Source organism: Vibrio sp. T9 (genome assembly GCF_003123985.1).
Lineage (GTDB): Bacteria > Pseudomonadota > Gammaproteobacteria > Enterobacterales > Vibrionaceae > Vibrio > Vibrio diabolicus.
Genome location: NZ_NIGY01000002.1, coordinates 282986 through 306065 on the forward strand (window position 1 = coordinate 282986; position 23080 = coordinate 306065).

22 protein-coding genes are annotated in these 23080 nt (G+C 45.9%); 9 read left to right on the forward strand and 13 right to left on the reverse strand.

The genetic code is table 11. From position 1 onward, the window contains the following. Window positions 1–19: 19 nt before the first annotated feature. From CBX98_RS05650 to argR, 3 genes are all read right to left on the reverse strand, one after another. Window positions 20–2599, reverse strand: coding sequence for a TRAP transporter permease (locus tag CBX98_RS05650; protein WP_109168749.1), 2580 nt, complete (start codon window positions 2597–2599; stop codon window positions 20–22). Window positions 2600–2894: 295 nt separating this feature from the next. Then, on the reverse strand, window positions 2895–3863 hold the full coding sequence (locus CBX98_RS05660) for a TAXI family TRAP transporter solute-binding subunit (protein ID WP_005392302.1): 969 nt from the start codon (window positions 3861–3863) through the stop codon (window positions 2895–2897). Window positions 3864–4268: 405 nt separating this feature from the next. Further along, window positions 4269–4739 carry a transcriptional regulator ArgR gene (gene argR / locus CBX98_RS05670; RefSeq protein ID WP_031780246.1) on the reverse strand — a complete coding sequence of 157 codons (471 nt, stop codon included), beginning with the start codon at window positions 4737–4739 and terminating at the stop codon, window positions 4269–4271. A 359-nt stretch (window positions 4740–5098) separates the two neighbouring features. Between argR and mdh the strand changes: the two genes are divergently transcribed. Then, window positions 5099–6034 carry a malate dehydrogenase gene (gene mdh / locus CBX98_RS05675; RefSeq protein WP_046874036.1) on the forward strand — a complete coding sequence of 312 codons (936 nt, stop codon included), beginning with the start codon at window positions 5099–5101 and terminating at the stop codon, window positions 6032–6034. 113 nt (window positions 6035–6147) lie between these two features. Then, entirely contained in the window at window positions 6148–6339 is a 192-nt protein-coding gene (locus tag CBX98_RS05680) for a hypothetical protein (protein WP_005392299.1), read from the forward strand. An 88-nt stretch (window positions 6340–6427) separates the two neighbouring features. Here the strand turns inward: CBX98_RS05680 and ispB are convergent, their stop codons facing one another. After that, a complete protein-coding gene (gene ispB, locus CBX98_RS05685) occupies window positions 6428–7399 on the reverse strand; it encodes an octaprenyl diphosphate synthase (RefSeq protein ID WP_005392297.1) in 972 nt (323 codons plus the stop codon). Window positions 7400–7655: 256 nt separating this feature from the next. On the opposite strand from ispB, the gene rplU reads away from it, so the two are divergent. The 6 genes from rplU to folA all read left to right on the forward strand — a co-directional run bounded on the left by rplU (window position 7656) and on the right by folA (window position 11585). Beyond that, window positions 7656–7967: a 50S ribosomal protein L21 gene (gene rplU / locus CBX98_RS05690; RefSeq protein WP_005383096.1), complete on the forward strand. Its 312-nt coding sequence runs from the start codon at window positions 7656–7658 to the stop codon at window positions 7965–7967. A 20-nt stretch (window positions 7968–7987) separates the two neighbouring features. Further along, a complete protein-coding gene (gene rpmA, locus CBX98_RS05695; protein ID WP_005383095.1) occupies window positions 7988–8245 on the forward strand; it encodes a 50S ribosomal protein L27 in 258 nt (85 codons plus the stop codon). A gap of 206 nt (window positions 8246–8451) precedes the next feature. Continuing rightward, window positions 8452–9627, forward strand: coding sequence for an Obg family GTPase CgtA (gene cgtA / locus CBX98_RS05700; protein ID WP_109168750.1), 1176 nt, complete (start codon window positions 8452–8454; stop codon window positions 9625–9627). 195 nt (window positions 9628–9822) lie between these two features. Continuing rightward, the gene (locus tag CBX98_RS05705; protein ID WP_048626598.1) at window positions 9823–10623 is read left to right on the forward strand and encodes a threonine/serine exporter family protein; all 801 of its coding nucleotides are present in this window, start codon (window positions 9823–9825) and stop codon (window positions 10621–10623) included. Next, window positions 10623–11096 (forward strand): threonine/serine exporter family protein, encoded by a 474-nt coding sequence (locus tag CBX98_RS05710; protein ID WP_005392295.1) that lies wholly within the window; start codon window positions 10623–10625, stop codon window positions 11094–11096. Before CBX98_RS05705 ends, CBX98_RS05710 begins: the two co-directional genes overlap by 1 nt. Before the next feature lie 9 nt (window positions 11097–11105). Continuing rightward, entirely contained in the window at window positions 11106–11585 is a 480-nt protein-coding gene (folA, locus tag CBX98_RS05715) for a type 3 dihydrofolate reductase (protein WP_005392293.1), read from the forward strand. Between the two features lie 266 nt (window positions 11586–11851). Here the strand turns inward: folA and CBX98_RS05720 are convergent, their stop codons facing one another. From CBX98_RS05720 to lptD, 6 genes are all read right to left on the reverse strand, one after another. Further along, window positions 11852–12658 carry a symmetrical bis(5'-nucleosyl)-tetraphosphatase gene (locus CBX98_RS05720; RefSeq protein ID WP_109168751.1) on the reverse strand — a complete coding sequence of 269 codons (807 nt, stop codon included), beginning with the start codon at window positions 12656–12658 and terminating at the stop codon, window positions 11852–11854. Window positions 12659–12673: 15 nt separating this feature from the next. Next, window positions 12674–13054, reverse strand: coding sequence for a Co2+/Mg2+ efflux protein ApaG (gene apaG / locus CBX98_RS05725; protein ID WP_005379668.1), 381 nt, complete (start codon window positions 13052–13054; stop codon window positions 12674–12676). Between the two features lie 75 nt (window positions 13055–13129). Further along, the gene (rsmA, locus tag CBX98_RS05730) at window positions 13130–13939 is read right to left on the reverse strand and encodes a 16S rRNA (adenine(1518)-N(6)/adenine(1519)-N(6))-dimethyltransferase RsmA (protein ID WP_005379669.1); all 810 of its coding nucleotides are present in this window, start codon (window positions 13937–13939) and stop codon (window positions 13130–13132) included. Continuing rightward, window positions 13936–14934, reverse strand: a complete 999-nt coding sequence (pdxA, locus tag CBX98_RS05735; RefSeq protein WP_005392286.1) for a 4-hydroxythreonine-4-phosphate dehydrogenase PdxA — start codon at window positions 14932–14934, stop codon at window positions 13936–13938. The genes rsmA and pdxA overlap by 4 nt, the downstream gene beginning before the upstream one ends. Then, a complete protein-coding gene (surA, locus tag CBX98_RS05740) occupies window positions 14924–16207 on the reverse strand; it encodes a peptidylprolyl isomerase SurA (RefSeq protein ID WP_109168752.1) in 1284 nt (427 codons plus the stop codon). The genes pdxA and surA overlap by 11 nt, the downstream gene beginning before the upstream one ends. A gap of 60 nt (window positions 16208–16267) precedes the next feature. After that, complete coding sequence (gene lptD, locus CBX98_RS05745; protein WP_006742729.1) at window positions 16268–18613, reverse strand: LPS assembly protein LptD; 2346 nt, start codon at window positions 18611–18613, stop codon at window positions 16268–16270. 266 nt (window positions 18614–18879) lie between these two features. On the opposite strand from lptD, the gene djlA reads away from it, so the two are divergent. Then, window positions 18880–19734, forward strand: coding sequence for a co-chaperone DjlA (djlA, locus tag CBX98_RS05750; protein WP_005379675.1), 855 nt, complete (start codon window positions 18880–18882; stop codon window positions 19732–19734). A gap of 100 nt (window positions 19735–19834) precedes the next feature. Here djlA and CBX98_RS05755 read toward each other — a convergent pair whose 3' ends face one another. The 3 genes from CBX98_RS05755 to leuC all read right to left on the reverse strand — a co-directional run bounded on the left by CBX98_RS05755 (window position 19835) and on the right by leuC (window position 22981). Then, entirely contained in the window at window positions 19835–20617 is a 783-nt protein-coding gene (locus CBX98_RS05755; RefSeq protein ID WP_109168753.1) for a DUF547 domain-containing protein, read from the reverse strand. A gap of 349 nt (window positions 20618–20966) precedes the next feature. Next, on the reverse strand, window positions 20967–21569 hold the full coding sequence (gene leuD, locus CBX98_RS05760; protein ID WP_104971226.1) for a 3-isopropylmalate dehydratase small subunit: 603 nt from the start codon (window positions 21567–21569) through the stop codon (window positions 20967–20969). 11 nt (window positions 21570–21580) lie between these two features. Beyond that, window positions 21581–22981, reverse strand: a complete 1401-nt coding sequence (gene leuC, locus CBX98_RS05765; RefSeq protein ID WP_109168754.1) for a 3-isopropylmalate dehydratase large subunit — start codon at window positions 22979–22981, stop codon at window positions 21581–21583. Window positions 22982–23080 lie beyond the last annotated feature (99 nt).

The following is a 23080-nucleotide window of genomic DNA, read 5'->3' on the forward strand; positions in this document are numbered from 1 at the left end:
GTCCTCGGGGCCAAATCGGTTATGCGCTCAATTGTTCCTTACGAGCACGACGTTTTTGGTTCATGGCAAGCACCAGCAAAATCATTAAGCATGGCACAAATACCCATTCTTTCATCGGACGTTCTGCATCTTGGATAACCCACTTGATCTCCCAATCAAAGTCGATACCTGCAGACTCTGCCGGGCTACCAAACTCGACCATATCGACAATCATTTTGTTGTCGCTTTCGGTCAGCATCAGACCCATAGACGAAATACGTGCTTCCGCTGTTGTCGCACTGTCTTCGAATGGAAGACGAACCGTTTTCTCGATGTAGTCGCCCTCAAGGTTTTCGCCGGCAACACGTAGCTCCAATGATTCTCCTACATTTAGCGTTTCCGTGATTTGAGCTACCTCAACGCCAGGAGAAAGAACTTTCGCTGGATACAGCATGTCCCACCAAAAACCAGGACGGAAAAACGAAAATGTCAGTACTAATAATAGAACGGTTTCCCACCACTTGTTACGCGTGAACCACCATCCTTGTGTTGCGGCGGAGAAGATCAGCATCGCAATGATCGATGAGATGACAGTGAGTGCTAAATGCCACCAAGAGTCTATCCCCATCAACAGTAACTGGGTATTGAACACAAACATGAATGGCAAAATGGCGGTTCGAATATCGTAAGTAAAGCCTTGGATACCTGTACGAATCGGGTCTGATTTAGCAATCGCAGCCGCCGCAAATGCCGCAAGACCTACGGGTGGGGTGTCGTCGGCCAAAATACCAAAGTAGAAAACGAACAAGTGCACCGCAATGAGTGGGATGATCAAGCCATGTGCTGCACCTAGCGTGACAATAACCGGTGCCATCAACGTAGATACTACGATGTAGTTCGCCGTTGTCGGTAGACCCATCCCAAGAACCAAGCTGATTATTGCGGTAAACAGCAGCATAAGAATGATGCTACCGCCAGAGATAAACTCAACGAAGTCCGTCATGACCAGGCCGATACCCGTTAGGGTGACGACCCCAACTACGGTACCTGCCGCTGCCGTTGCAACGCCGATACCAATCATATTGCGAGCGCCAGCAACCAAGCTCTCAGCCAGATCGACGAAGCCATCTTTGGTTTGCTGCATCATGTCACCTTGCTTTGATAACAGAGCAATCAATGGACGCTGAGTCAGCAAAATGAAAATCATGAACACCGTTGCCCAGAATGCTGAAAGACCTGGCGAGAAGCGCTCTACAGTCAGACACCAAACCAATACAACGATAGGCAGTAGATAGTGCAAACCAGATTTAACCGTTGGGCCAGGATCTGGTACTTCTGTTAACTCTGCATCAATCTCAATTGCGCCATCTTGCACATGATTTGCTGAGATCTTTACCAAGCCAACGTACGCAATTAACAGGACAACCGTAACAATTGGCGTCGCGGCATCACCAAAGACATCTTTCGTCCAACCCACTCCGTAGTAAACCAATGCGCTGATCACACACAGTCCTAAGATTGTGCCAGTAAAGGAAAGCAAACTTTGCACTAACGTTGGGTTGTGGCGACGAGGAAGACCTGTCATACCCGCTTTACACGCCTCAAGGTGAACGATGTAAATCAAAGCGATGTAAGAGATAAGTGCCGGAAGTAGGGCAGCCTTAATCACCTCAACGTATGAGATACCGACATATTCCACCATCAAGAATGCCGCTGCGCCCATGATTGGTGGTGTTAACTGACCATTAGTTGAGGCGGCAACTTCAACGGCTCCCGCTTTGGTGCCCGGAAAACCGACACGTTTCATCAATGGGATGGTAAAGGTACCAGTGGTTACCACGTTTGCGATTGAAGAGCCAGAAACAAGCCCGGATAAACCAGATGCAACAACGGCCGCTTTTGCAGGACCACCTTTCATATGACCCAGTAAAGAAAAGGCGACTTTAATGAAGTAAGCACCTGCGCCAGCACGTTCCAGCATGGCGCCAAACAATACAAACAAGAACACAAAAGAGGTTGAAACGCCTAATGCGACACCGAATACACCTTCCGTTGTTAGCCATAAGTGAGACATGGCCTTGTTTAAGCTCGCTCCTTTATGCGCGATGACATCGGGCATGTAAGGGCCTGCAAAGGTGTAAGTAAGGAAGACAGCAGCAACCACCATCAGTGGTGGACCGAGCGCTCGGCGTGTTGCCTCTAAAAGGAGAACCATACCGATGACAGCAACGACGATATCTGCCGTTGTTGGTGCACCGGAACGTCCAGCTAGCTCGGTATAAAAAAGGTAAATATATGCCGCAGAAAAACTACCTGCTAGCGCCAATATCCAATCGACAAGAGGGATATGATCGCGAGGGGAATTTTTCATCGCTGGATAAGCAGTGAAAGCCAAGAAGATCGCGAAAGTGAGGTGGATTGATCGCGCTTCCGTGTCGTTCAGTACGCCGAAATTAAAAATAAATGGTAGCGGAGATGCGTACCATAATTGAAATAGTGACCAACACAGAGGAACAAACCAAAGGATTCGTCCTTGCATTCCCGAGGGGCTACGTGCACCTGTGTCTGCCTGAGCCACCATTTCTTGCACATCTTGTGACGGAGCTTGATTCGTCGCCATGTACTTTTTCCTTATTATTGATGGTCCTGTCGGATTTTTATCGAGAACCACACTTCGCCTTTATCAGTGTAGCGAATGGAGCGAAGTTTGCTTTCGAGTATTTTGCTGCCTGAACTCAAAGTGTTGAATTTTGGAGACTCTGCTAGGCGGCGTTTAAGTTTTTCTTGGGTATGAACTCGCAATTTTCGGAAGAAAACTGGCGAATGAAGCATGCAGTTAGCACGTGCTACAACCTGCATGCTCAAACAGGCAGAAAACCATCTTTTCCTGCCTGTGAGTTTGGAGTCTGAGGAAGTTACTTAAGTAGACCCACTTCTTTGTAGTATTTTTCTGCACCTGGGTGAAGAGGGATAGATAGACCCGCTTTCACCATGTCTTCTTTTTTCAGGTTTGCAAACGCAGGGTGTAGACGTTTGAACGTATCGAAGTTTTCAAACACGGCTTTTGCAACGTTGTAAGCGACATCGTCTGAAACGTCTGCTGTTGTAACCATCGTTGCTGCAACACCAAAGCTGTTTACGTCTTTGTCTGTGCCACGATACATGCCAGCCGGCACTGAGCTAAAGGCGTAGTATGGGTTATCAGCAACAATCTTATCGATTTTCGGGCCAGTTGCAGAAACTAGCTTAGCATCACATGATGTTGTTGCTTCTTTGATTGAACCGTTCGGGTGACCCACCATGTAAATGAATGCGTCAATTTTGTTGTCACAAAGTGCTTGAGAACGCTCAGAGCCCTTTAGCTCAGAAGCCAATTTGAAGCTGTCGTTTGTCCAGCCCATCGCTTCCATAACAACGCCCATGGTTGCACGGTCACCAGAGCCAGGGTTACCGATGTTTACGCGCTTACCTTTTAGGTCTTCAACGTTTTCGATACCTGAATCTGCACGAGCAATGATGTTGAAAGGTTCTGTATGAAGAGAGAACATTGCACGTAGCTTTTTGTACGGGCCTTGTTCCGCAAACTTACTCGTACCGTTGTAGCCGTGGTACTGCCAATCCGATTGCACGATACCAAAATCTAACTCGCCAGCACGGATAGTGTTAACGTTGTAAATAGAGCCGCCAGTCGATTCTACTGAACAACGAATGTTGTGTTCTTTACGACCTTTATTGACCAATTTACAGATAGCACCACCAGTAGGGTAGTAAACACCTGTAACAGAGCCAGTACCGATAGTAATAAACTCTTGAGCGTTAACTGCGCCTGCACCCATTACTGCTGCAGCGATAGCGCCTACTTTGAGAAGTTTGTTAAATGCCATGAATTTCCCTTCCTTATATTCATTATTTACCCGGAAATAACCATAAATCACTTCTGGAGTTTCCTATTTGGAAACGGCATCTTTTCCAATCCAATCGTTTGAAAAAGCGAGCGAATCATAACAAAAAATTGGCAGAAAATTATCCAATTGTTAAATGTTATAGTTGATAAGTCTGAATCTTGTGCAGGAGGATAGTGTTAGATTTGTGATTTAATTCTTTTTATAACAAACACTTAATAAGTATTAAGTGAACGAAGTGAAAAAGATCAATTGCGTGATGTTAATCACAAAATAGGTGGTTAAATAATGGTCTGGATAAGCAAAAAATTTACATAAATCATGGGCTACAAAATGAGATTTCTTTTATAGCCCACAAAGAGTTAGCTGATCTAAATGTGAAAGAACTTAGCCAGTGTATTCGAACAGTTCACACACTGATTTGAACAACTGTTCAGTCGTAATCGCCATCGTTGGAGTGATAAAGATAGTGTCATCACCTGCAACAACACCAAGAATACCTTCGGATTTACCCAGTGAGTCAAGCAAGCGAGCAATCAACTGCGCAGCACCAGGGCCAGTATGGATAACAACTAATGCCGCGTTATGGTCAATATCTAGCACCAGTTCACGCAAAGAGCTGCTTACAGTCGGTACGCCTAGCTCAGCAGGAAGGCAGTAAACCATTTCCATTTTTGCATTGCGTGTGCGGACGGCGCCAAATTTAGTCAGCATGCGTGATACTTTCGATTGGTTAATGCTTTCAAATCCTTGTTGTTTGAGTGCATCAACAATCTCACCCTGTGAGCCAAAGCTCTCTTCTTTTAATAGGGCTTTGAAGGCGCGGACTAAGTTGTCTTGTTTTTCTGAATTGCGCATAGTCATTACGAATCTCTTATTACGGGTCAGCAATTTTGCATATTCTCGCATATATATTCATGCGGTGCCAAAGAGTCCCAGTATTATGTTAGTTACGTCACTGTAAACTATATACCACATGGAATTCTTTAACTATATGAAGTAGGGCTGTTTTTGTTTTCTTGAATTCCTTGTCATTTCAACAGAATAAAAGAATAATCCAAGCCCCATTTGTAGCACGGTAACAGCGAGTTGCGCGAGGTCGCAAAGCTAGCGTTAATTGATTGTAATCAAGTTGTGATTCCGATAGCTTTATTTAAGTTGGTTACAAACTACCCTACGAATACGTTTATAAGAGAAATACTCTCAAGGAGAACTACATGAAAGTAGCCGTTATTGGTGCCGCTGGTGGCATCGGTCAAGCCCTGGCCCTTCTACTTAAGAACCGTCTTCCTGCTGGTTCTGATTTAGCCCTATACGATATTGCTCCAGTAACTCCTGGTGTGGCTGCTGACCTTAGCCACATCCCGACGCCAGTTTCTATCAAAGGTTACGCGGGTGAAGATCCTACTCCAGCACTAGAAGGTGCGGATGTTGTGCTGATTTCTGCAGGTGTTGCTCGTAAGCCTGGTATGGATCGCGCGGATCTATTCAATGTAAATGCTGGTATTGTTAAGTCGCTAGCGGAGAAGATTGCGGTTGTTTGTCCGAAAGCTTGTGTTGGTATCATCACAAACCCGGTAAATACAACAGTGCCAATTGCCGCTGAAGTACTTAAGAAAGCGGGTGTTTACGATAAGCGTCGCTTGTTCGGTGTAACAACACTTGACGTTATCCGTTCAGAAACATTCGTTGCAGAGCTAAAAGACAAAGATCCAGGTGACATTCGCGTACCTGTTATCGGTGGTCACTCTGGCGTAACGATCTTACCTCTACTGTCTCAAGTGGAAGGCGTTGACTTTACAGCTGAAGAAGTAGAAGCATTAACGAAACGTATTCAAAACGCAGGTACCGAAGTTGTAGAAGCGAAAGCGGGTGGTGGTAGTGCAACACTATCAATGGGCCAAGCTGCATGTCGCTTTGGTCTGTCTCTAGTTCGTGCTCTTCAAGGTGAAGAAGGCGTAGTTGAATGTGCATACGTTGAAGGCGACGGTGAGCACGCGACTTACTTCGCACAGCCTGTGAAACTAGGTAAAGAAGGCGTAGAAGAAGTACTAAGCTACGGCAAACTCAGCGACTACGAAAAGTCTGCACTAGACGGTATGCTAGAAACACTAAATGGCGACATCAATATTGGTGTTGAATTCGCAAAGTAATCTAGAAAGCCCGAATAAGAAGAAAGCCGATCAAAATGATCGGCTTTTTTGATCTTTGGCTTCTCTGCTTCGTAAAATTACTTGATCAAAACAACGTGGTGAAGGAGAAGATGATGGAAGCAAGTCGAATCCGTAAAGGCATGGTTGTTGAATGCCAGCAGGGCGTAGGTACGATATTGGTGGTCGACCGTGAAGCAGAGACGGTACTGTTGTCGAAACAAGGTTCTGATCAGCAGATTGCGGTTAGCTTTGATGAAATAGAAGATGACCCACAACTGCATGGCGGTAGTGACAGATATTACTAGCGCTTATCACGGCATTAGGTATCAGATACAAAAAAGGAAGAGCTTGCTCTTCCTTGTTGTTTTAAGTCTTGCGTATGGGTTGCTATGATTACTTCGTGCGTTGTACCGCGACATGAGCCAGAGTAATAAGCGCTTGCTTGTATTCAGATTCCGGCAATACTGATAGTTCTTCGATTGCTTTGTCTGCTTCTTCTAGTGCTTTTTGCGTCGTGTATTCCAGAGATCCGGCCTCTTTCATCACCGCGAGAATTTCTTCTAAGCGATCCATGCCATTGGCCTTCTCAATTGCTTCGCGAATCATGAGGGCATTGTCTGGCGTGGTATTACGCATAGCGTGAAGTAGAGGTAAAGTTGGCTTGCCTTCAGCCAAATCATCCCCCACATTTTTACCCATGTCTTCGCCATCAGAGGTGTAATCCATGACGTCATCAATAAGCTGAAACGCAGTACCCAAATACTTACCGTAATTTTGCATTGCGATTTCAACATGCTCAGGAGCATCGTTTAAGATTGCGCCAATTTGAGTTGCGGACTCAAATAAGCGTGCCGTCTTAGAGTAGATGACTTGCATGTAGCTTTCTTCTGTCGTGTCAGGATCGTTACAGTTCATCAACTGCTGAACTTCACCTTCGGCGATCACATTTACGGCGTTGCTCATTAGCTTAAGGATCTTCATGGATCCTAGCTCCGTCATCATTTGGAATGAGCGAGTATAGATAAAGTCCCCAACTAACACGCTAGCAGCATTGCCAAATGCAGCATTCGCAGTTGCTTTACCGCGGCGCATGTCTGATTCGTCGACCACGTCATCATGCAGCAAAGTCGCTGTATGGATGAACTCAATAAACGCAGCTGCCATGGTATGACCGTTGCCTTGGTAACCAAGTGCGCGGGCTGACAGTATCGCTAAAAGCGGTCTCAGACGTTTGCCTCCACCACTCACGATATAAAAACCGAGCTGGTTGATTAAAGAGACATCAGAATTAAGTTGGGCTTGAATTGTTTCATTCACTTTTGCCATGTCATCGGCAGTAAGCGCTTGGATAGTTTTAAAATCCATCGTATATCCGGCTGAAGTTAGACCCTGCAAGGCTTATTCGATTTATATAATTGTCGAATAATACACTAAAAAACGTTGATTAATACATTACTAAAGGGCATGATTGCCGCACTTTTCTTTGGCGATTAGCTTTTCGCCAATTTTTTCAAAATATGGCTTGTCATAGGAGCATCTATTCTGTAGAATCTGCGCCCTATTGATGATTAGTTTAGCGCACACCCTCAAGAAAGGCTGTGCGGAAAAAGCGGAGTAAAATATGTACGCTGTTTTCCAATCTGGTGGTAAACAACACCGTGTAAGCGAAGGTCAAACTCTTCGTTTAGAGAAATTAGACGTTGAAACTGGTGCAACTGTAGAATTTGATAAAGTTCTTCTTGTTGCTAACGGCGAAGACATCAAAGTTGGTGCTCCTCTTGTAGAGGGCGGCAAAATTGTTGCTGAAGTTGTACAACACGGTCGTGGCGATAAAGTTAAAATCGTTAAGTTCCGTCGTCGTAAGCACTCTCGTAAGCAACAGGGTCACCGTCAGTGGTTCACTGAAGTGAAGATCACTGGTATCAACGCTTAATCTATTAGGAGAGTTTAACAATGGCACACAAAAAAGCTGGTGGTTCTACTCGTAACGGCCGCGATTCAGAAAGCAAACGTCTAGGTGTTAAGCGTTTCGGTGGTGAATCTGTACTTGCAGGTAACATCATCGTTCGTCAACGTGGTACTAAGTTCCACGCTGGTAACAACGTAGGTATCGGTAAAGACCACACTCTATTCGCTCTTACTGAAGGTAAAGTGAAGTTCGAAGTGAAAGGTCCTAAGAACCGTAAGTTTGTAAGCATCGAAGCTGAGTAATTAGGTTTTTACCAAGTTACTTAATAGCTTTAAGCTGAATTCAAAAGCCCTGCCGAATCGGCGGGGTTTTTTATTTATGGCAGTCGACATATCGAAGTTTCTCGTTTCCACGTTATTTGTGGGCTGGGAGCTTAGATCTGTCATCTGCTAAAATTGTCAGATGACAAAGTAGATTTAATCCACGCACGAAGTAGTCGGAGTAAAAGATGAAGTTCGTAGATGAAGCGGTAGTAAAAGTTCAGGCTGGCGACGGCGGTAGCGGCGTTGTCAGTTTCTGGCGTGAAAAATTCATCACTAAAGGTGGCCCTGATGGCGGTGATGGTGGCGACGGTGGTGATGTTTATATCCAAGCCGATGAAAACCTTAACACTCTGATTGATTATCGTTTCCAGCGCTTCTACGAAGCGGAGCGTGGTGAGAATGGCCGCGGTGGCAACTGTACTGGTAAACGTGGTAAAGACATCGTTCTTCGTGTACCTGTAGGTACGCGCGCAGTGGATATCCACACAAATGAAATCGTGGCAGAAGTTGCTGAACACGGTAAGAAAGTGATGATCGCAAAAGGCGGTTGGCACGGTCTAGGTAACACGCGTTTCAAATCTTCAGTAAACCGCGCGCCTCGTCAAAGAACATTAGGCACAAAAGGTGAAGTACGTGAAATTCGCCTTGAGCTATTGCTTCTTGCTGACGTTGGTATGCTTGGTCTACCTAATGCAGGTAAATCAACCTTTATCCGCGCAGTCTCAGCAGCAAAACCAAAAGTCGCTGATTACCCATTCACGACGTTGATCCCAAGCTTGGGCGTAGTGAGTGTCGTACCAGAGAAAAGCTTTGTTGTTGCAGACATTCCAGGTCTTATCGAAGGTGCAGCAGATGGCGCTGGTCTTGGTATTCGATTCTTGAAGCACTTAGAGCGTTGCCGAGTGTTGCTGCACATGATCGATATTATGCCAATTGATCAGTCTGATCCGGTGCAAAATGCACTAACGATCATTGATGAGCTAGAGCAATACAGTGAAAAACTGGCAAGCAAGCCACGCTGGTTAGTATTCAACAAAGTTGATTTAATGCCTGAAGAAGAAGCGAATGAGAAGATCCAAGAAATCTTAGACGCACTAGGCTGGGAAGACGAGTTCTTTAAGATCTCGGCGATCAACCGCAACGGTACTAAAGAGCTTTGTTACAAACTGGCTGACTTTATGGATAATCTACCTCGCGAAGAGGAAGAAGTGGCTGAAGAAGATAAAGTTAACTTCATGTGGGATGACTACCATAAAGATGCGATGGCGGGTAAAGACGTTATCACTGAAGATGACGACGACGATTGGGATGACTGGGACGATGAAGAAGATGACGGTCACGTTGTCTACGTTCGTGACTAATCAGAACCGTCAAACAATGCCTGTTTGCCAATAATTCATTAAGCCGCAATTATTTATTGCGGCTTTTTTTGTATCTAAATCATATTTAGATGGTGTGATTTACGGCACAATAGCCGATACGTCGTGATTTTTGAGGGCTAGTTTGGACCTCTCGCGTATGAATGAGCAACACCCTAAAAGGAATTAGACTGATTTATGACTCTAGAAACCATACCGTCTGGAGAGTTGGCGGTATCCACTCAACGATCTATTTCTCGCCTTGTTGCCCAAGCCGGGCAAATGCTACTCGCTCATGGTGCTGAAAGTACTCTGGTGAGCGATATTATGCGCCGTATTGGCCTTGCTTGTGGGGTTAATGAAGTTGCGGTTGCGCTATCAGCTAATGCACTGGTTGTAACGACGGTAATGGATGGACACTGCATCACCACCACCCGAAGTTGTGCCGATCGTGGCATTAATATGCGCGTTATTACGCAAATTCAACGTATCTGCATCATGATGGAGCGTGGGCTGCTCGATGCAACCATGGCGCAGAAAAAGCTGAACGCCATCAGTCCAGAGCGTTATAACCGCTGGCTGGTGGTGTTTATGATTGGCTTGTCATGTGCGGCATTCAGTCATCTGGCAGGTGGCGATTGGGGGGTATTTGTTATGACCTTTTTAGCATCAGCTGGTGGCATGATCGTTCGCCAAGAAATTGGTCATCGTCACTTTAACCCTTTACTGAACTTTGCAGCGACCGCCTTTGTCACGACCCTAATTTCTGCGCAAGCGGAAATCTACCAAATCGGCAATATGCCCACCGTTGCAATGGCATCGTCGGTATTAATGCTCGTACCGGGTTTCCCGTTGATTAACTCAGTGGCAGACATGCTGAAAGGGCACATTAACATGGGTATTGCCCGGTTTGTGATGGCCAGCTTACTGACGTTGGCGACGTGTTTGGGCATCGTTGCTGCGATGAGCGTTACTGGAATTTGGGGGTGGGCAATCTAATGAGTTTATTTGATTTGATGCTTGGCCTGCTGAATGACATGTTTTTCGCTGCGATTCCCGCAGTTGGATTTGCACTGGTTTTTAACGTGCCACAAAGAGCTTTAGTGTATTGTGCTGTTGGCGGCGCGATTGGACACGGCAGCCGTTATTTGATGATGCAGTTTGGTATTCCCATTGAATGGGCGACCTTTTTTGCCGCGACGCTAGTTGGGATGATTGGTGTGTACTGGTCTCGCCGCTTTCTCGCGCACCCAAAAGTGTTCACTGTGGCAGCTTTGATCCCGATGGTACCTGGCGTGTTTGCTTACAAAGCAATGATAGCCATGGTTGAGATCAACCATATTGGTTATTCACCTGAGCTCGTTGCAACTTGTATGGAGAACTTTCTTAAGGCCATGTTTATTATTGCAGGTTTAGCTGTTGGTCTTGCTGTTCCAGGGCTGTTATTCTATCGCCGCAGACCTATTGTATAAGGACCTAACATGATCATTAGTATGATTGCCGCGATGGCCGACAATCGCATCATTGGCAAAGACAATCAAATGCCTTGGCATCTTCCCGCCGATTTCGCTTGGTTTAAGCGTTGTACTATGGGAAAACCGGTTGTGATGGGACGCAAAACCTATGAGTCTATTGGTCGCCCTTTACCTGGTCGCTTGAATATTGTTATCAGCCGTGATGAGACACTAAAGATCGAAGGCGTCACTACAGTAACATCGATTGAGCAAGCTTTGGACGTGGCTGGTGACGTGGAAGAAGTGATGATCATTGGTGGTGGTGCGATTTACGCAGCTTGTCTGCCGATGGCCAATAAACTGTATGTAACACACATTGAAGCCGCGATTGATGGTGATACTCAGTTCCCAGACTGGGGAGATCAATTTAAGGAAACCTATTCAGAAACGTATCAAGCGGATGAGAAGAACGCCTACAACATGCGCTTTACTGTGTTAGAAAAGTAATTCGAAATTAAAACAGCGTAGTTAATACGGTAATGCCGTTCGTATAACACCGAGCGGCCATCCCGGCCTGCCATCATCCTGAAAGCGACGGAGGAGCGTGATTCAGGATCTTCTATACGAGTACTTTGTTGTCAAAGGTATCTCTATCTACCCGCAGCGTGCGGATATTAGATTCCTAGTTTCGCTAAGTCGCTGGAATGACTCTACAGGAGATGTTAGGTGACAGGCATTCTCCCTACGATGGATTATCGACTATTATTCAGTGTTTAACTTAACGCATCCTGAGTAAAGATTTTCTTATCGTCCCAACGGAGCATGGTTAGGCTTCCGCCCCAAACACAGCCAGTATCCAGACCGATGATCTCTTCGTCTACATGGCCTTGTAGTGCAGCCCAGTGACCAAATAACACCGTTTTATTGAGGTGAACGCGCTGAGGTACATCAAACCATGGAATAAGTTCGTTACCGGAAACTTGTTGTGGTGGTAGTTTACAATCCATATCCAGACGACCATCGGGGAAACAAAAGCGCATCCGCGTAAAAGCATTGATAATATAACGGTATCGATCCAAACCCTGTAGAGAGTCATCCCAGGAATCAGGTTGATTACTGTACATGTTTTTTAAGAGCCAAGGCAGCTCTTCACTTTGGATGATGCGTTCAACTTCGCGGGCACATTTTCTTGCGGTTTTTAGATTCCACTGCGGTGATATCCCAGCGTGACACATCACGAACTCGTCATGCTCGGCCATAAGAGGTTGCTGAGCTATCCATGCCAATAGATCTTCTTTATCGGGTGCAGTGAAAATAGGCGCGGTTTTATCTTTGTCTTTGACCTTTTTTATCCCGTGAGCAACGGCGAGCAGGTGAAGGTCGTGATTACCAAGCACCACGGTTGCGCTTGTGCCAAGCGACTTCACAAAGCGTAAAGTTTCTAGTGATTTAGGCCCTCTGGCGACCAAATCACCAGCGAGCCAAAGTTGGTCTTTTTTCGCAGAGAAAGAGACTTGTTCTAGTAGTCGCTGCAATTCATCAAAACAGCCTTGAATATCACCAACAATATAGGTAGCCACTGAATCTCCAATTTACTAATTTAAAACATTTGGAACAGCAAGACGAAATGGTTCAATTTCGGTGATGAACTCCTGTCCTTTTTCATCCAGCATTTTGTAGTGCCCTTGCATAACGCCGACAGGGGTTTCTAACGCGGTTCCGCTACTGTACGTGTATTCATCATTGCTTGGAATAAAAGGTTGTTGACCCACCACACCATCACCTTCAACCGTCATTTGCTTGCCATTCGAGTCTGTGATTAACCAGCGACGGCTCACTAACTGCACGGTTTGTTGGCTAAGGTTTTTGATGGTGATGATATAGGCGAAAACGTAGCGTTGTAGCTCAGGATTGGACTGTTCTTCGATGTATTTGGTGTGAACTTGAATTTTGATGCAAGGTTGAATGACGTCCATGTGCACTCCTCAGAAACGTAATATCCCAATAATAATAAGCCAAACCGGCAAGGGTTTGGCTTATCGTTTGAGTTCTTAGTGCTGCGGGTTATCCGCAAGCCAGTTCGCCATCGCGACGAATTGTTCTAGCGTCAGGTTCTCTGGACGCATGCTTGGATTAACACCTAGCTCTTCTAGTACTTCTGTGCTTAACAACGATTTGTAGCAGTTACGAACTGTTTTACGACGTTGGTTAAAGCCTTCACGACAAACGCGATCCAGCAAACGCAGATCTTTCGCAGGGCATGGCAGCTCTTCGTATGGCACTAAACGAACAACGGCAGAGTCCACTTTCGGTGGTGGAACGAATGCCGTTGGCGGTACTTCCAGTACTGGTACCACTTTACAGTAGTACTGAGCCATTACCGTTAAACGGCCGTAAGCTTTGCTGCCAGGGCCGGCGGCTAAGCGGTTTACCACTTCTTTTTGCAGCATAAAGTGCATGTCTTGAATGTCTTTATGGAATTCAAAAAGGTGGAACATCAATGGTGTAGAGATGTTGTACGGCAAGTTACCGAAAATGCGTAGCTTGTTGTTTGGCTTCACTAATTGAGTGAAGTCAAAACGCATAGCGTCACCCTCATGGATGGTCAACTTATCCGCCAGTTCAGGGTGAGTACGTAGGCGTTCTGCCAGATCGCGGTCTAATTCGATAACTGTGAACTTATCCACTTCACGACCTACCGGCTCAGTGATTGCACCGAGACCAGGACCGATTTCAACCAGGTTTTGACCTGGTTTTGGGTTAATCGCTGATACGATTCCATCAATAATGTATGGATCGTTCAGGAAGTTTTGACCAAAACGTTTACGCGCTTTGTGTCCTAAATGGACATCATTTCTCATTGTTTCTTCTCTACCAAATCTATCGCATGCGTGAGCGCTGTTCGGAAACTCCCTGTATCCGCTTGACCTGTCCCTGCCAGATCTAATGCAGTACCGTGATCCACCGATGTTCTAATAAAAGGTAGACCAAGAGTAATGTTTACTGAACGACCAAAGCCTTTGTATTTTAATACTGGCAACACTTGGTCGTGGTACATGCCTAAAACAGCATCAGCATCATTTAAATATTTTTCATTGAAAATGGTATCTGCCGGCAAAGGGCCGATCAGGTTGATACCTTTTTCTTGTCGAATCTTTTCCAGTGTCGGAGTGATGGTTTCGATCTCTTCACGACCTAAGCAGCCATCTTCGCCAGCATGAGGGTTAAGCCCGCAAACATAGATGTTTGGTTGTGCGATAGCAAACTTTTCTACAAGGTCTTTATGAAGAATATCGATGATTTTTTCTAATCGCTCTTCGGTGACCGCTTTGGACACATATGCTAAAGGAATATGTGTTGTGACCAGCGCCACTCGTAGTCCTTTCGTTGCTAGCATCATGACGACTAGCGGCGTTTTTGACTTCTCGGCGAAAAACTCAGTATGACCACTGAATGCAACACCTGCGCGATTAATCACCCCCTTATGAACAGGGCCGGTGACAATAGCATCAAATTCATCATTCATACAGCCTAAAGCGGCTCTTTCTAGCGTTTTTAGTACATAGTGACCATTCGCTTCGTTGAGCTCGCCTGCGACCGCAGGTTCCGATATTTGGATATGATCAACGATAAGCGTGCCTGCTTTTTGTGCTTTAGGCGCTTCTTCTGGATTGTAATCAGACAGTTGGACTTCAATGCCAAGCTGCTTGGCTCTGTCCATCAGCATATTTTTATCGGCGCAGACGACAATTTGGTGCGCCCAATCTTCCTTCGATAAGGCAAGCACTAAGTCTGGGCCGATACCCGCAGGTTCCCCTGCGGTTACGACAATTCTACGAATTGTATTAGTTGTCATTGTTGTCATCCACGATTTCAACAAACGCACTTGCGCGTAGTTCTTGCATCCATGCGCCCGCTTCTTCATTAAATTTACGGTTAAATAGAATACGGTAAGCCTTATTCTTCATCGCTGAGTCAGTGCGGTCAACTTGGCGACGATCCAACACTTCAACGATATGCCAGCCGTGAACGGTTTTGAACGGTTCGCTGATTGAGCCAACAGGCAGAGTTTCTACTTGGTGTTTAAATTCTGGCACGTACAGATCTGGCGTTTGATAACCTAGCTCACCGCCTTGCGCTGCCGAACCAGGGTCTTGGCTGTATTGTGTTGCCAGTTGAGCGAAAGTGGCTTCGCCAGCTTTGATGCGGCGTACAAATTCATTCAGTTGCTTCTTCGCCCCTTCATCGCTCAGAATCACGGTTGGTTTAATCAAAATATGACGCGCATTTACTTCCGTTACCGCAACCGTTTCTAGGCCTTTTACATCCTCAATTTTTAGGATGTGGAAACCGACACCACTACGGAATGGGCCAATGATGCTGCCTTTGTTTTGCATTTTGATCTGATCGGCAAAGATGGTTGGCATCTCTTCTTTACGCATCCAACCCCAGTCACCACCTTGTAAAGCTTTAGGACCTTTTGAGTAGGTGTAGGCCATCTCCGTAAAGTCTGCACCTTCGTTTAGCTTTTTCGCCAGCGCTTTTGCTTCTGCTTCTACAGCAGACTTTTCTTTGTCATCAGAGAAGCGCAGTTGAATGTGTCCAATTTTGTATTGAACGGTCGCATTGGTTTCTTGTGATAGTTGCTCAGCAAGGCTGTCGACTTCTGCTGGAAGGATATTAATACGGCGACGAACCAGTGCATTACGGGCTTCTGAAGCGGCGATTTCCTTACGAATTTGTTCGCGGAATTCTGGGTAACTCAAGCCTTCACTTTCTACAGAAGCGGCGAGTTGTTCTACCGATTGCTCATTATTACGTGCGATCTCCGCAATCGCTTGGTTTAAGCGGTTATCGTCAATACGCACACCGATACGGTCTGCTTCTTGGCCTTGCAACGTGTCAATAATCAGCTTTTCAACAACTTGTTCTTTTAACACGCTAGCAGAAGGTAAGCTCTTTCCGCTTTGACGTGCGTTGGCTTGCAGCGTTTTCATCGCTGTTTCGATGTCGCTTTGTAGAATTACACCGTCGTTCACGATGACCGCAACCTTATCGATCTCTACTGGTGCTGCAACCGCTCCGCAAGAGAGTAGGGTCGTGAATAAGATTGATTTCCAAATTTTCATTTAAAATTCCGTCAGTATTTTTTGAATAGGCGTCTTATTCATTTAAGACGCCTATTTCGATTAATTGTTCAGATAGAATGGGCGGCCGTACTTAATCGCGTTGTCAGAACCATCCAGTTCTTTGACTGCAGTGTCTTCACGCTGATTGGTCGCAAAGCCTTGAATACCGAAGTTAACGCTAAAGTTATTTTCGTATTCAGGTGATGCGCCAGTGCTGCCGATAGTTTGGTTTTCCCAACCAAGCAATTGGTTGGCGTAAGTCACACCAATGTACCAACAGTCAGACTGGTAACGCAGGCTCGCTAGCCATTCTAGGTCCGCATTTTCATTTAGGTCGTAGTAGTATTGACCACTTGCAGACCAGTTCGGGTTGAACTCGTAGGCCGCTACAATACCTGCTTGTGAAATGCCTTTACGAGTAATTGTGTCTAGGTTTTCGAGAATGATCGTATCTTCGATGTATTCACGCGTGACGTAACGATAGTTACCCTGAATAAAGCCACCGTTAAATTGGTACTCTAAGGTACTGTTCGCCAACTGCATGGAGCTCAAATCGATATCGTATTGAATTCCACCGTGATAGAACAAGTAATCGTTGTAGTTGAAATCAGCTTCAATCGCCCATGATGAGTAGTTGGTGGTCTCATCCGGAAGATTTGGGCTGTTGCTCAGTTTGGTCTTTTTATCGAAGTAGTAAATCTGACCAAATGAAACGTTAAGACGCTCTTTATAGTCATCATCAAAGAAGCGCGTACTTGCACCGTAGCTTAACTGGTTCGCAGAGGCGATTTTATCAATGCCACTGTACTTACGACTGCGGAATAGCCCGTAGTAGTCGGTTTGTAGCAAGGTGGTATCGTAGTTGTAGATATTGGTTTGATCTTCTTCAGGTACGTACAAGTACTGCAGCTGAGGCTCCAGTGTTTGTGTGTAGCCCTTGATCCAACTCGTGTCTCGCTCTAAGTAAAGTTGCGCATGCGTACGGAACTCGGGGATAACACGAGAAACTTCGTCATCTAACTGGTTTTGCAAGTTGACATCTGTCAGACCCGTTAAGTCTTGAGAGTAGTACGTGGAAAGCACGCGAGCTTCCGTTGTCCACGTTGCCCATGAATTTGAAAGCGGCAATGTAAGTCCTGGCTCAATATGAACACGGGTCGCATTTGGTCGCGCAGCATCACTTGTATCAAAGCGGCTGACTTGGCTCTTCACGTCAAAGTTGAGGTAATCTCCCCACAATGGCGTGTAGTAGTTCAAGTCTAACTGAGGAAGCAGGCGATAAGGGCGGTTCTCTTCTTTCAATAAGATTTGGAAGTCGCGAACGGTTAACGAGGCATCCCAGAAATCAGAACGATATTGTACTTGTCCTTCTTGAACCAGTTGACCATCTTCACGGTTACCAATATCGGAGTCGAGATCGAGGAAGTAATCAATATCACTCACTTTTGAGTAATCGACTTTGACTATCCACTGTTTATTGATGATACCGTCGTGTTTAACTTGGTAGCCCCAACGAGACTCGTCCTGATATTTACGATCGCTATTGAGGTATTCGCCTTTGATTTCCCCATTTCCCCAACCATCTGTTAGGTAGCGGAAATCAGTATCGAGTTTTGTACCACGTTGCTGCATATAGAGCGTGGTGAGTGTCATGTCATATTGAGGCGCGATGTTCCAATAGAATGGCACCTCGACTTCCATACCATCACTAGAACCGTACGATAAAGAAGGGAAGAGGAAACCCGTTTTACGCGTATCTCCAATTGGCATGGTTAGATACGGCACATAGAAAACAGGAACGTCTAACACTTCAAATCGAGGATGGTGCAGCGTCGCCGTCTCTTCATCTTGGTCAACGTCAATACCTGATGCCACTAAACGCCATGAATTGTCGCCTTGAGGACATGATGTAATAGAACCATCTTCGAGTTCATAAACCGACTGACCTGTACGCGCAATGTATGCTGCTGTACCTCGACCTTGTTGGCAAAGGAACTGATAATCGGTGTTCTCCAGTGAAAACGTGTCTTGGTTGATGTCATTAGTAACACGATCAGATCGAGCTTTGACTTGGCCGTCATTGAAAGTCACGTTGCCTTCGGCAACCACGACGTTGTCTTGTTGGTGCAGCGTTACGCTATCTGCGGTGATTTTCTTCTGGCCTTGGGTGACTTGTACATTACCTGAGTACTGAGCTTTGTCACCATTGATGGCTTGCAGGGTGTCAGCTTCTACCACTACTGGGGTATTAAGAGCGTCCTCCTCGCCACTGGTATCGACCAAACATTGATCTGTGGCGGGCATTTCCTGCACACTATCATGGATATTCGCTTCAGCTTGAGTGGTGGGTACAAACAAGGCGGTGCTGATAGAGGCCGCTAAACATGTGCGGGAGAAATGTTGCATTGAATTGAACTTTCCTGTGTCACTACTACTCGATGGCTATAGGGCTTGTTGTACCCTAGCGTAATAGCCAAATGAATCAACTATAGTCGCATTTATCCCAGCGTATTGATTCACTGTGGCATAATGACGACAAAATAGCTGCAAAGATAAGCAGGCGAAATGGCCTAGCCGAAATAAAACTAATTCCATTATCATAAAGGAAATCGTTGCATCCGGCACTATAAGACCGCCGTCGTCGATAAAAATTCATTGATAGAGAACACATAATGCATATTTTTGGCAAAATTCTGGGTGCCTTTTTTGGCTTGTTACTTGGCGGGCCGCTAGGTTTACTCTTTGGCTTATTTATTGGCCATCAATTCGATAAAGCACGTCGCTTGAGTCAAGCCGGGTTCTCAACTGGCGGCTTTGGAAAAGGGCCGAGTCAAGCTCAGCGCCAAGAAGAATTTTTTAAAGCGGCGTTTGCGGTAATGGGACATGTGGCAAAAGCGAAAGGCCAAGTCACCAAAGAGGAAATCCAACTTGCTTCTGCAATGATGGATCGCATGAATTTGCATGGCGAACAGCGCCGCGCTGCGCAAGATGCGTTTCGTGAAGGTAAAGGCAGTGACTTTCCGTTAGAAGACGTTCTTGTTCGTGTGAAAATTTCGACAGCAGGCCGCTTTGACTTGTTGCAATTTTTCCTTGAACTACAAATCTCGGCGGCCTTTGCAGATGGATCGATTCATCCTAGTGAACGAAATGTGTTACACAAAATAGCACGTGGTTTGGGTTTCTCTTCTGAGCAGCTAGAGCGTCGCTTGCAAATGCAAGAAGCCGCATTCCGTTTCCAAAGCCAAGGAGGTTTTCATGGTCAGCATCAAGGCCAATCTTCTGGTGGTAGCTGGCAACAAGCTTCACAAGCGGATCAACTGGCTGACGCGTACAAAATTCTGGATGTGTCTTCAGATGCCGACAGTAAAACCGTCAAGCGTGCTTATCGTAAACTGATGAACGAGCACCACCCAGACAAATTGATGGCTAAAGGTCTACCACCAGAGATGATGAACGTAGCGAAAGAAAAATCTCAAGAGATTCAAAACGCTTACGATCTGATTAAAAAGGTCAAAGGCTTTAAGTGATTTTGTCAAAATCTAGAAAGTAAAAAGGGCACTTGGTGCCCTTTTTAGCTTTTGGGTTACGGGTGACCAAAAGCGTTGCAAGCTGAACGGTGGCGATAAATTAGTCAGCTTGATTCAAACTCCAATCGTATTCGTACTTCACTTTTCCAGAGAAGTCTTTGTATTGTGGCGCGTACTTCGCGATGTGGCTGAAGACTTGTTTTTCTCCACCAAAGTCCGCTGCAAACCAATCATAAATGGAAGACAGCTGCGCCGTGTTTCCTTGGATAGATACGCCTTTGTTGCTGTTAATAAACGCTTTGGCAGCACTTTCAAGTAAGGCTTCAGTGTTTTCGGCAGTGAATGCTTGAGCTTGTAGGTTAGGGCATCCCAAACTTGCACAATTTACGGCGTAATGCGTTCTTGGGTCATTCCAAATTGGACGCAAAATTCGATGTTCAATATCGTTTAAAGTCAGATCCTTCCCGTTGACCACGACCACATTGTCTCCCCAAGGCCCAAAGCTAAATAAACCACCTAGCTTGGTGATGGATTCGACGGGATAGTTATCCAAAATAAGATCTACCGTGATGGCGTTGTAAAGGTTCACCCAATAGGCGTATTGCTCTGCTTGGTTGTACTGCAATGGATCGAGTTTTACCAGTCGTCGGATGTACTGCTTTAACTTCGCTTTGTCGGAAGCCGTGACTTTGCTATAGCGGAACAAAGTATTCTCACCTTGTTCAACCAAGTAATTGTCTAACAGTTGTTGCCATTCCTGGTGCGAAATGTGTGTTTGGTTGGCCTGATTCGATTGTTGCCAATACGGCCACAAGTCAGATTTAGGAGCAGCGAACGCTGAGAAAGAAACCAGAGCACACAATAGCAATAACAGACGCTTCATAGAGATACCTTTGAATGAGATATTGTTGATAGTGTAGACCTGTTGAGTGCTTGTTTTCTTTCAGTAATCAGTAATCAGTAATCAGTTGCCTTTATTCTCCGTCATTCCGAGGAGCATAAGCGACAGCAGGAATCTAATCCCCACAAACGCTTGAGTAAAGAAAGTATGAATCTGCACAGTACATTCTGGCAGTCGATCCTGAATCACGCTCCTTCGCCGCTGTTCAGGATGACGAATTTCAACAGAGGCGTTCAGTATTTCGTAAGTAAAGCGCTATAAAATCAGTCACTTAAAACATTAAAAGGGCCAACAATTGCCAGCCCTTGATTTGTGTATTTACTAATGCGTTTTAACGCAAGAAGCTTGGGATATTCGCTTCGTACTCAGCAATCTTATCTTCGTGTTGAAGCGTTAGCCCAATATTGTCTAAACCATTTAACAAACAGTGACGACGGAACTCATCAATTTCAAAGCTGTACTCTTTGCCGTTGGCACGAACCACATTCGCTTCTAGGTCGACCTCGACTTCTGCACCTTCATTTGCCTCAACAAACTGGAAGATTTCATCCACTTCTTGTTCAGTCAAACGAACTGGCACCATTTGGTTGTTGATCGAGTTGCCGTAAAAGATATCGGCAAAGCTTGGTGCGATCATCGCTTTTATGCCGTAATCCGCCAGTGCCCACGGTGCGTGCTCGCGAGATGAGCCACAGCCGAAGTTTTCACGAGCCAGCAAGATAGACGCGCCCTGGTAGCGAGGTGCGTTCATCACGAACTCTGGATTTGGCTGTTCGCCAGCATCGTCTAGGAAGCGCCAGTCATGGAACAAGTGTTTACCAAAGCCTAGGCGGGAGACCTTTTGTAGGAACTGCTTTGGAATGATGGCATCAGTATCAACGTTCGCTGCATCTAGAGGAACAACTAAGCCTGTGTGTTGTTTAAAGCCTGACATTTGTTTGCTCCTTAGTCTAGTTCACGAATATCTACAAAGTGACCAGCAATTGCTGCCGCCGCTGCCATCGCAGGGCTCACTAGGTGGGTACGGCCATCACGACCTTGACGGCCTTCAAAGTTACGGTTTGAAGTAGACGCACAACGTTCATGTGGACCCAAACGGTCGTTGTTCATTGCTAGACACATCGAGCAACCTGGTAGGCGCCACTCAAAGCCCGCCTCTTTAAAGATGACATCTAGGCCTTCTGCTTCCGCCTGCGCTTTTACTTGCTCAGAGCCAGGAACGATTAGCGCTTGAACGTGAGACGCGACTTTGCGACCTTTCGCCACTTCTGCGGCTGCGCGCATGTCTTCGATACGTGAGTTAGTACAAGAACCAACGAAGACTTTATCGACGTTGTAATCCGACAATGACTTGCCTGCCTCTAGGCCCATGTAAGCCAGTGCTTTTTCTGCAGAGGCTTTTTCTACTGGGTCAGCAAAGCTTTCTGGTGCAGGGATCGGTTGGTCTACCGCGATAACCTGGCCTGGGTTAGTACCCCAAGTGACTTGTGGTTTGATATCCGCTGCGTTTAGTGTCACGACCGCATCAAACTGAGCATCATGGTCCGTTTTTAATGTCTTCCAGTATTCTACTGCTGCATCAAAGTCGGCACCTTGAGGTGAGAATTTACGGCCTTTGATGTACTCGAACGTGGTTTCATCTGGCGCAATCAAACCGGCTTTCGCACCTAGCTCAATTGCCATGTTACATACGGTCATGCGGCCTTCCATTGAAAGGTCTGTGATCGCTTCACCACAGAATTCAACTACGTAGCCTGTACCGCCTGCTGCTGTGGTTTCACCGATGATGGCTAGCACGATATCTTTCGCCGTGATGCCCGGAGCCACTTTGCCTTTCACTTCGATCTTCATCGTTTTAGCGCGCGCTTGTTTTAGCGTTTGAGTTGCTAATACGTGCTCAACTTCAGAGGTACCAATACCAAATGCTAGCGAGCCAAATGCACCGTGTGTAGCCGTGTGCGAGTCACCACAAACAATCGTCATGCCCGGTAGGGTAATACCAAGCTCTGGGCCCATAACGTGCACAATACCTTGGTATTTATGGTTGATGTCGTAAAGCGTAACGCCAAACTCTTCACAGTTTTTTGATAGCGTTTCCATCTGGATACGCGCCATCTCACCGGATGCGTTGATATCTTTGGTGGTTGTCGAAACGTTGTGGTCCATAGTGGCAAAAGTTTTGCTGACCTGACGCACTTTGCGACCTTTTTCACGCAAGCCGTCAAATGCTTGCGGAGACGTCACTTCATGTACCAAGTGACGGTCGATGTACAAGATAGGGTTTTCCCCTTCTGCTGCGACGGCAACGTGTGCGTCGTAGACTTTTTCGTATAGTGTTTTGCCCATTGTTTGCTTCCTTTCCTCGTTATCCTTGTTGCTTTGTTTTAGCACCAATGACTTAGAGGTAAGTCATTGGTGGATAGAGGATTTAGTATTTATTATGAA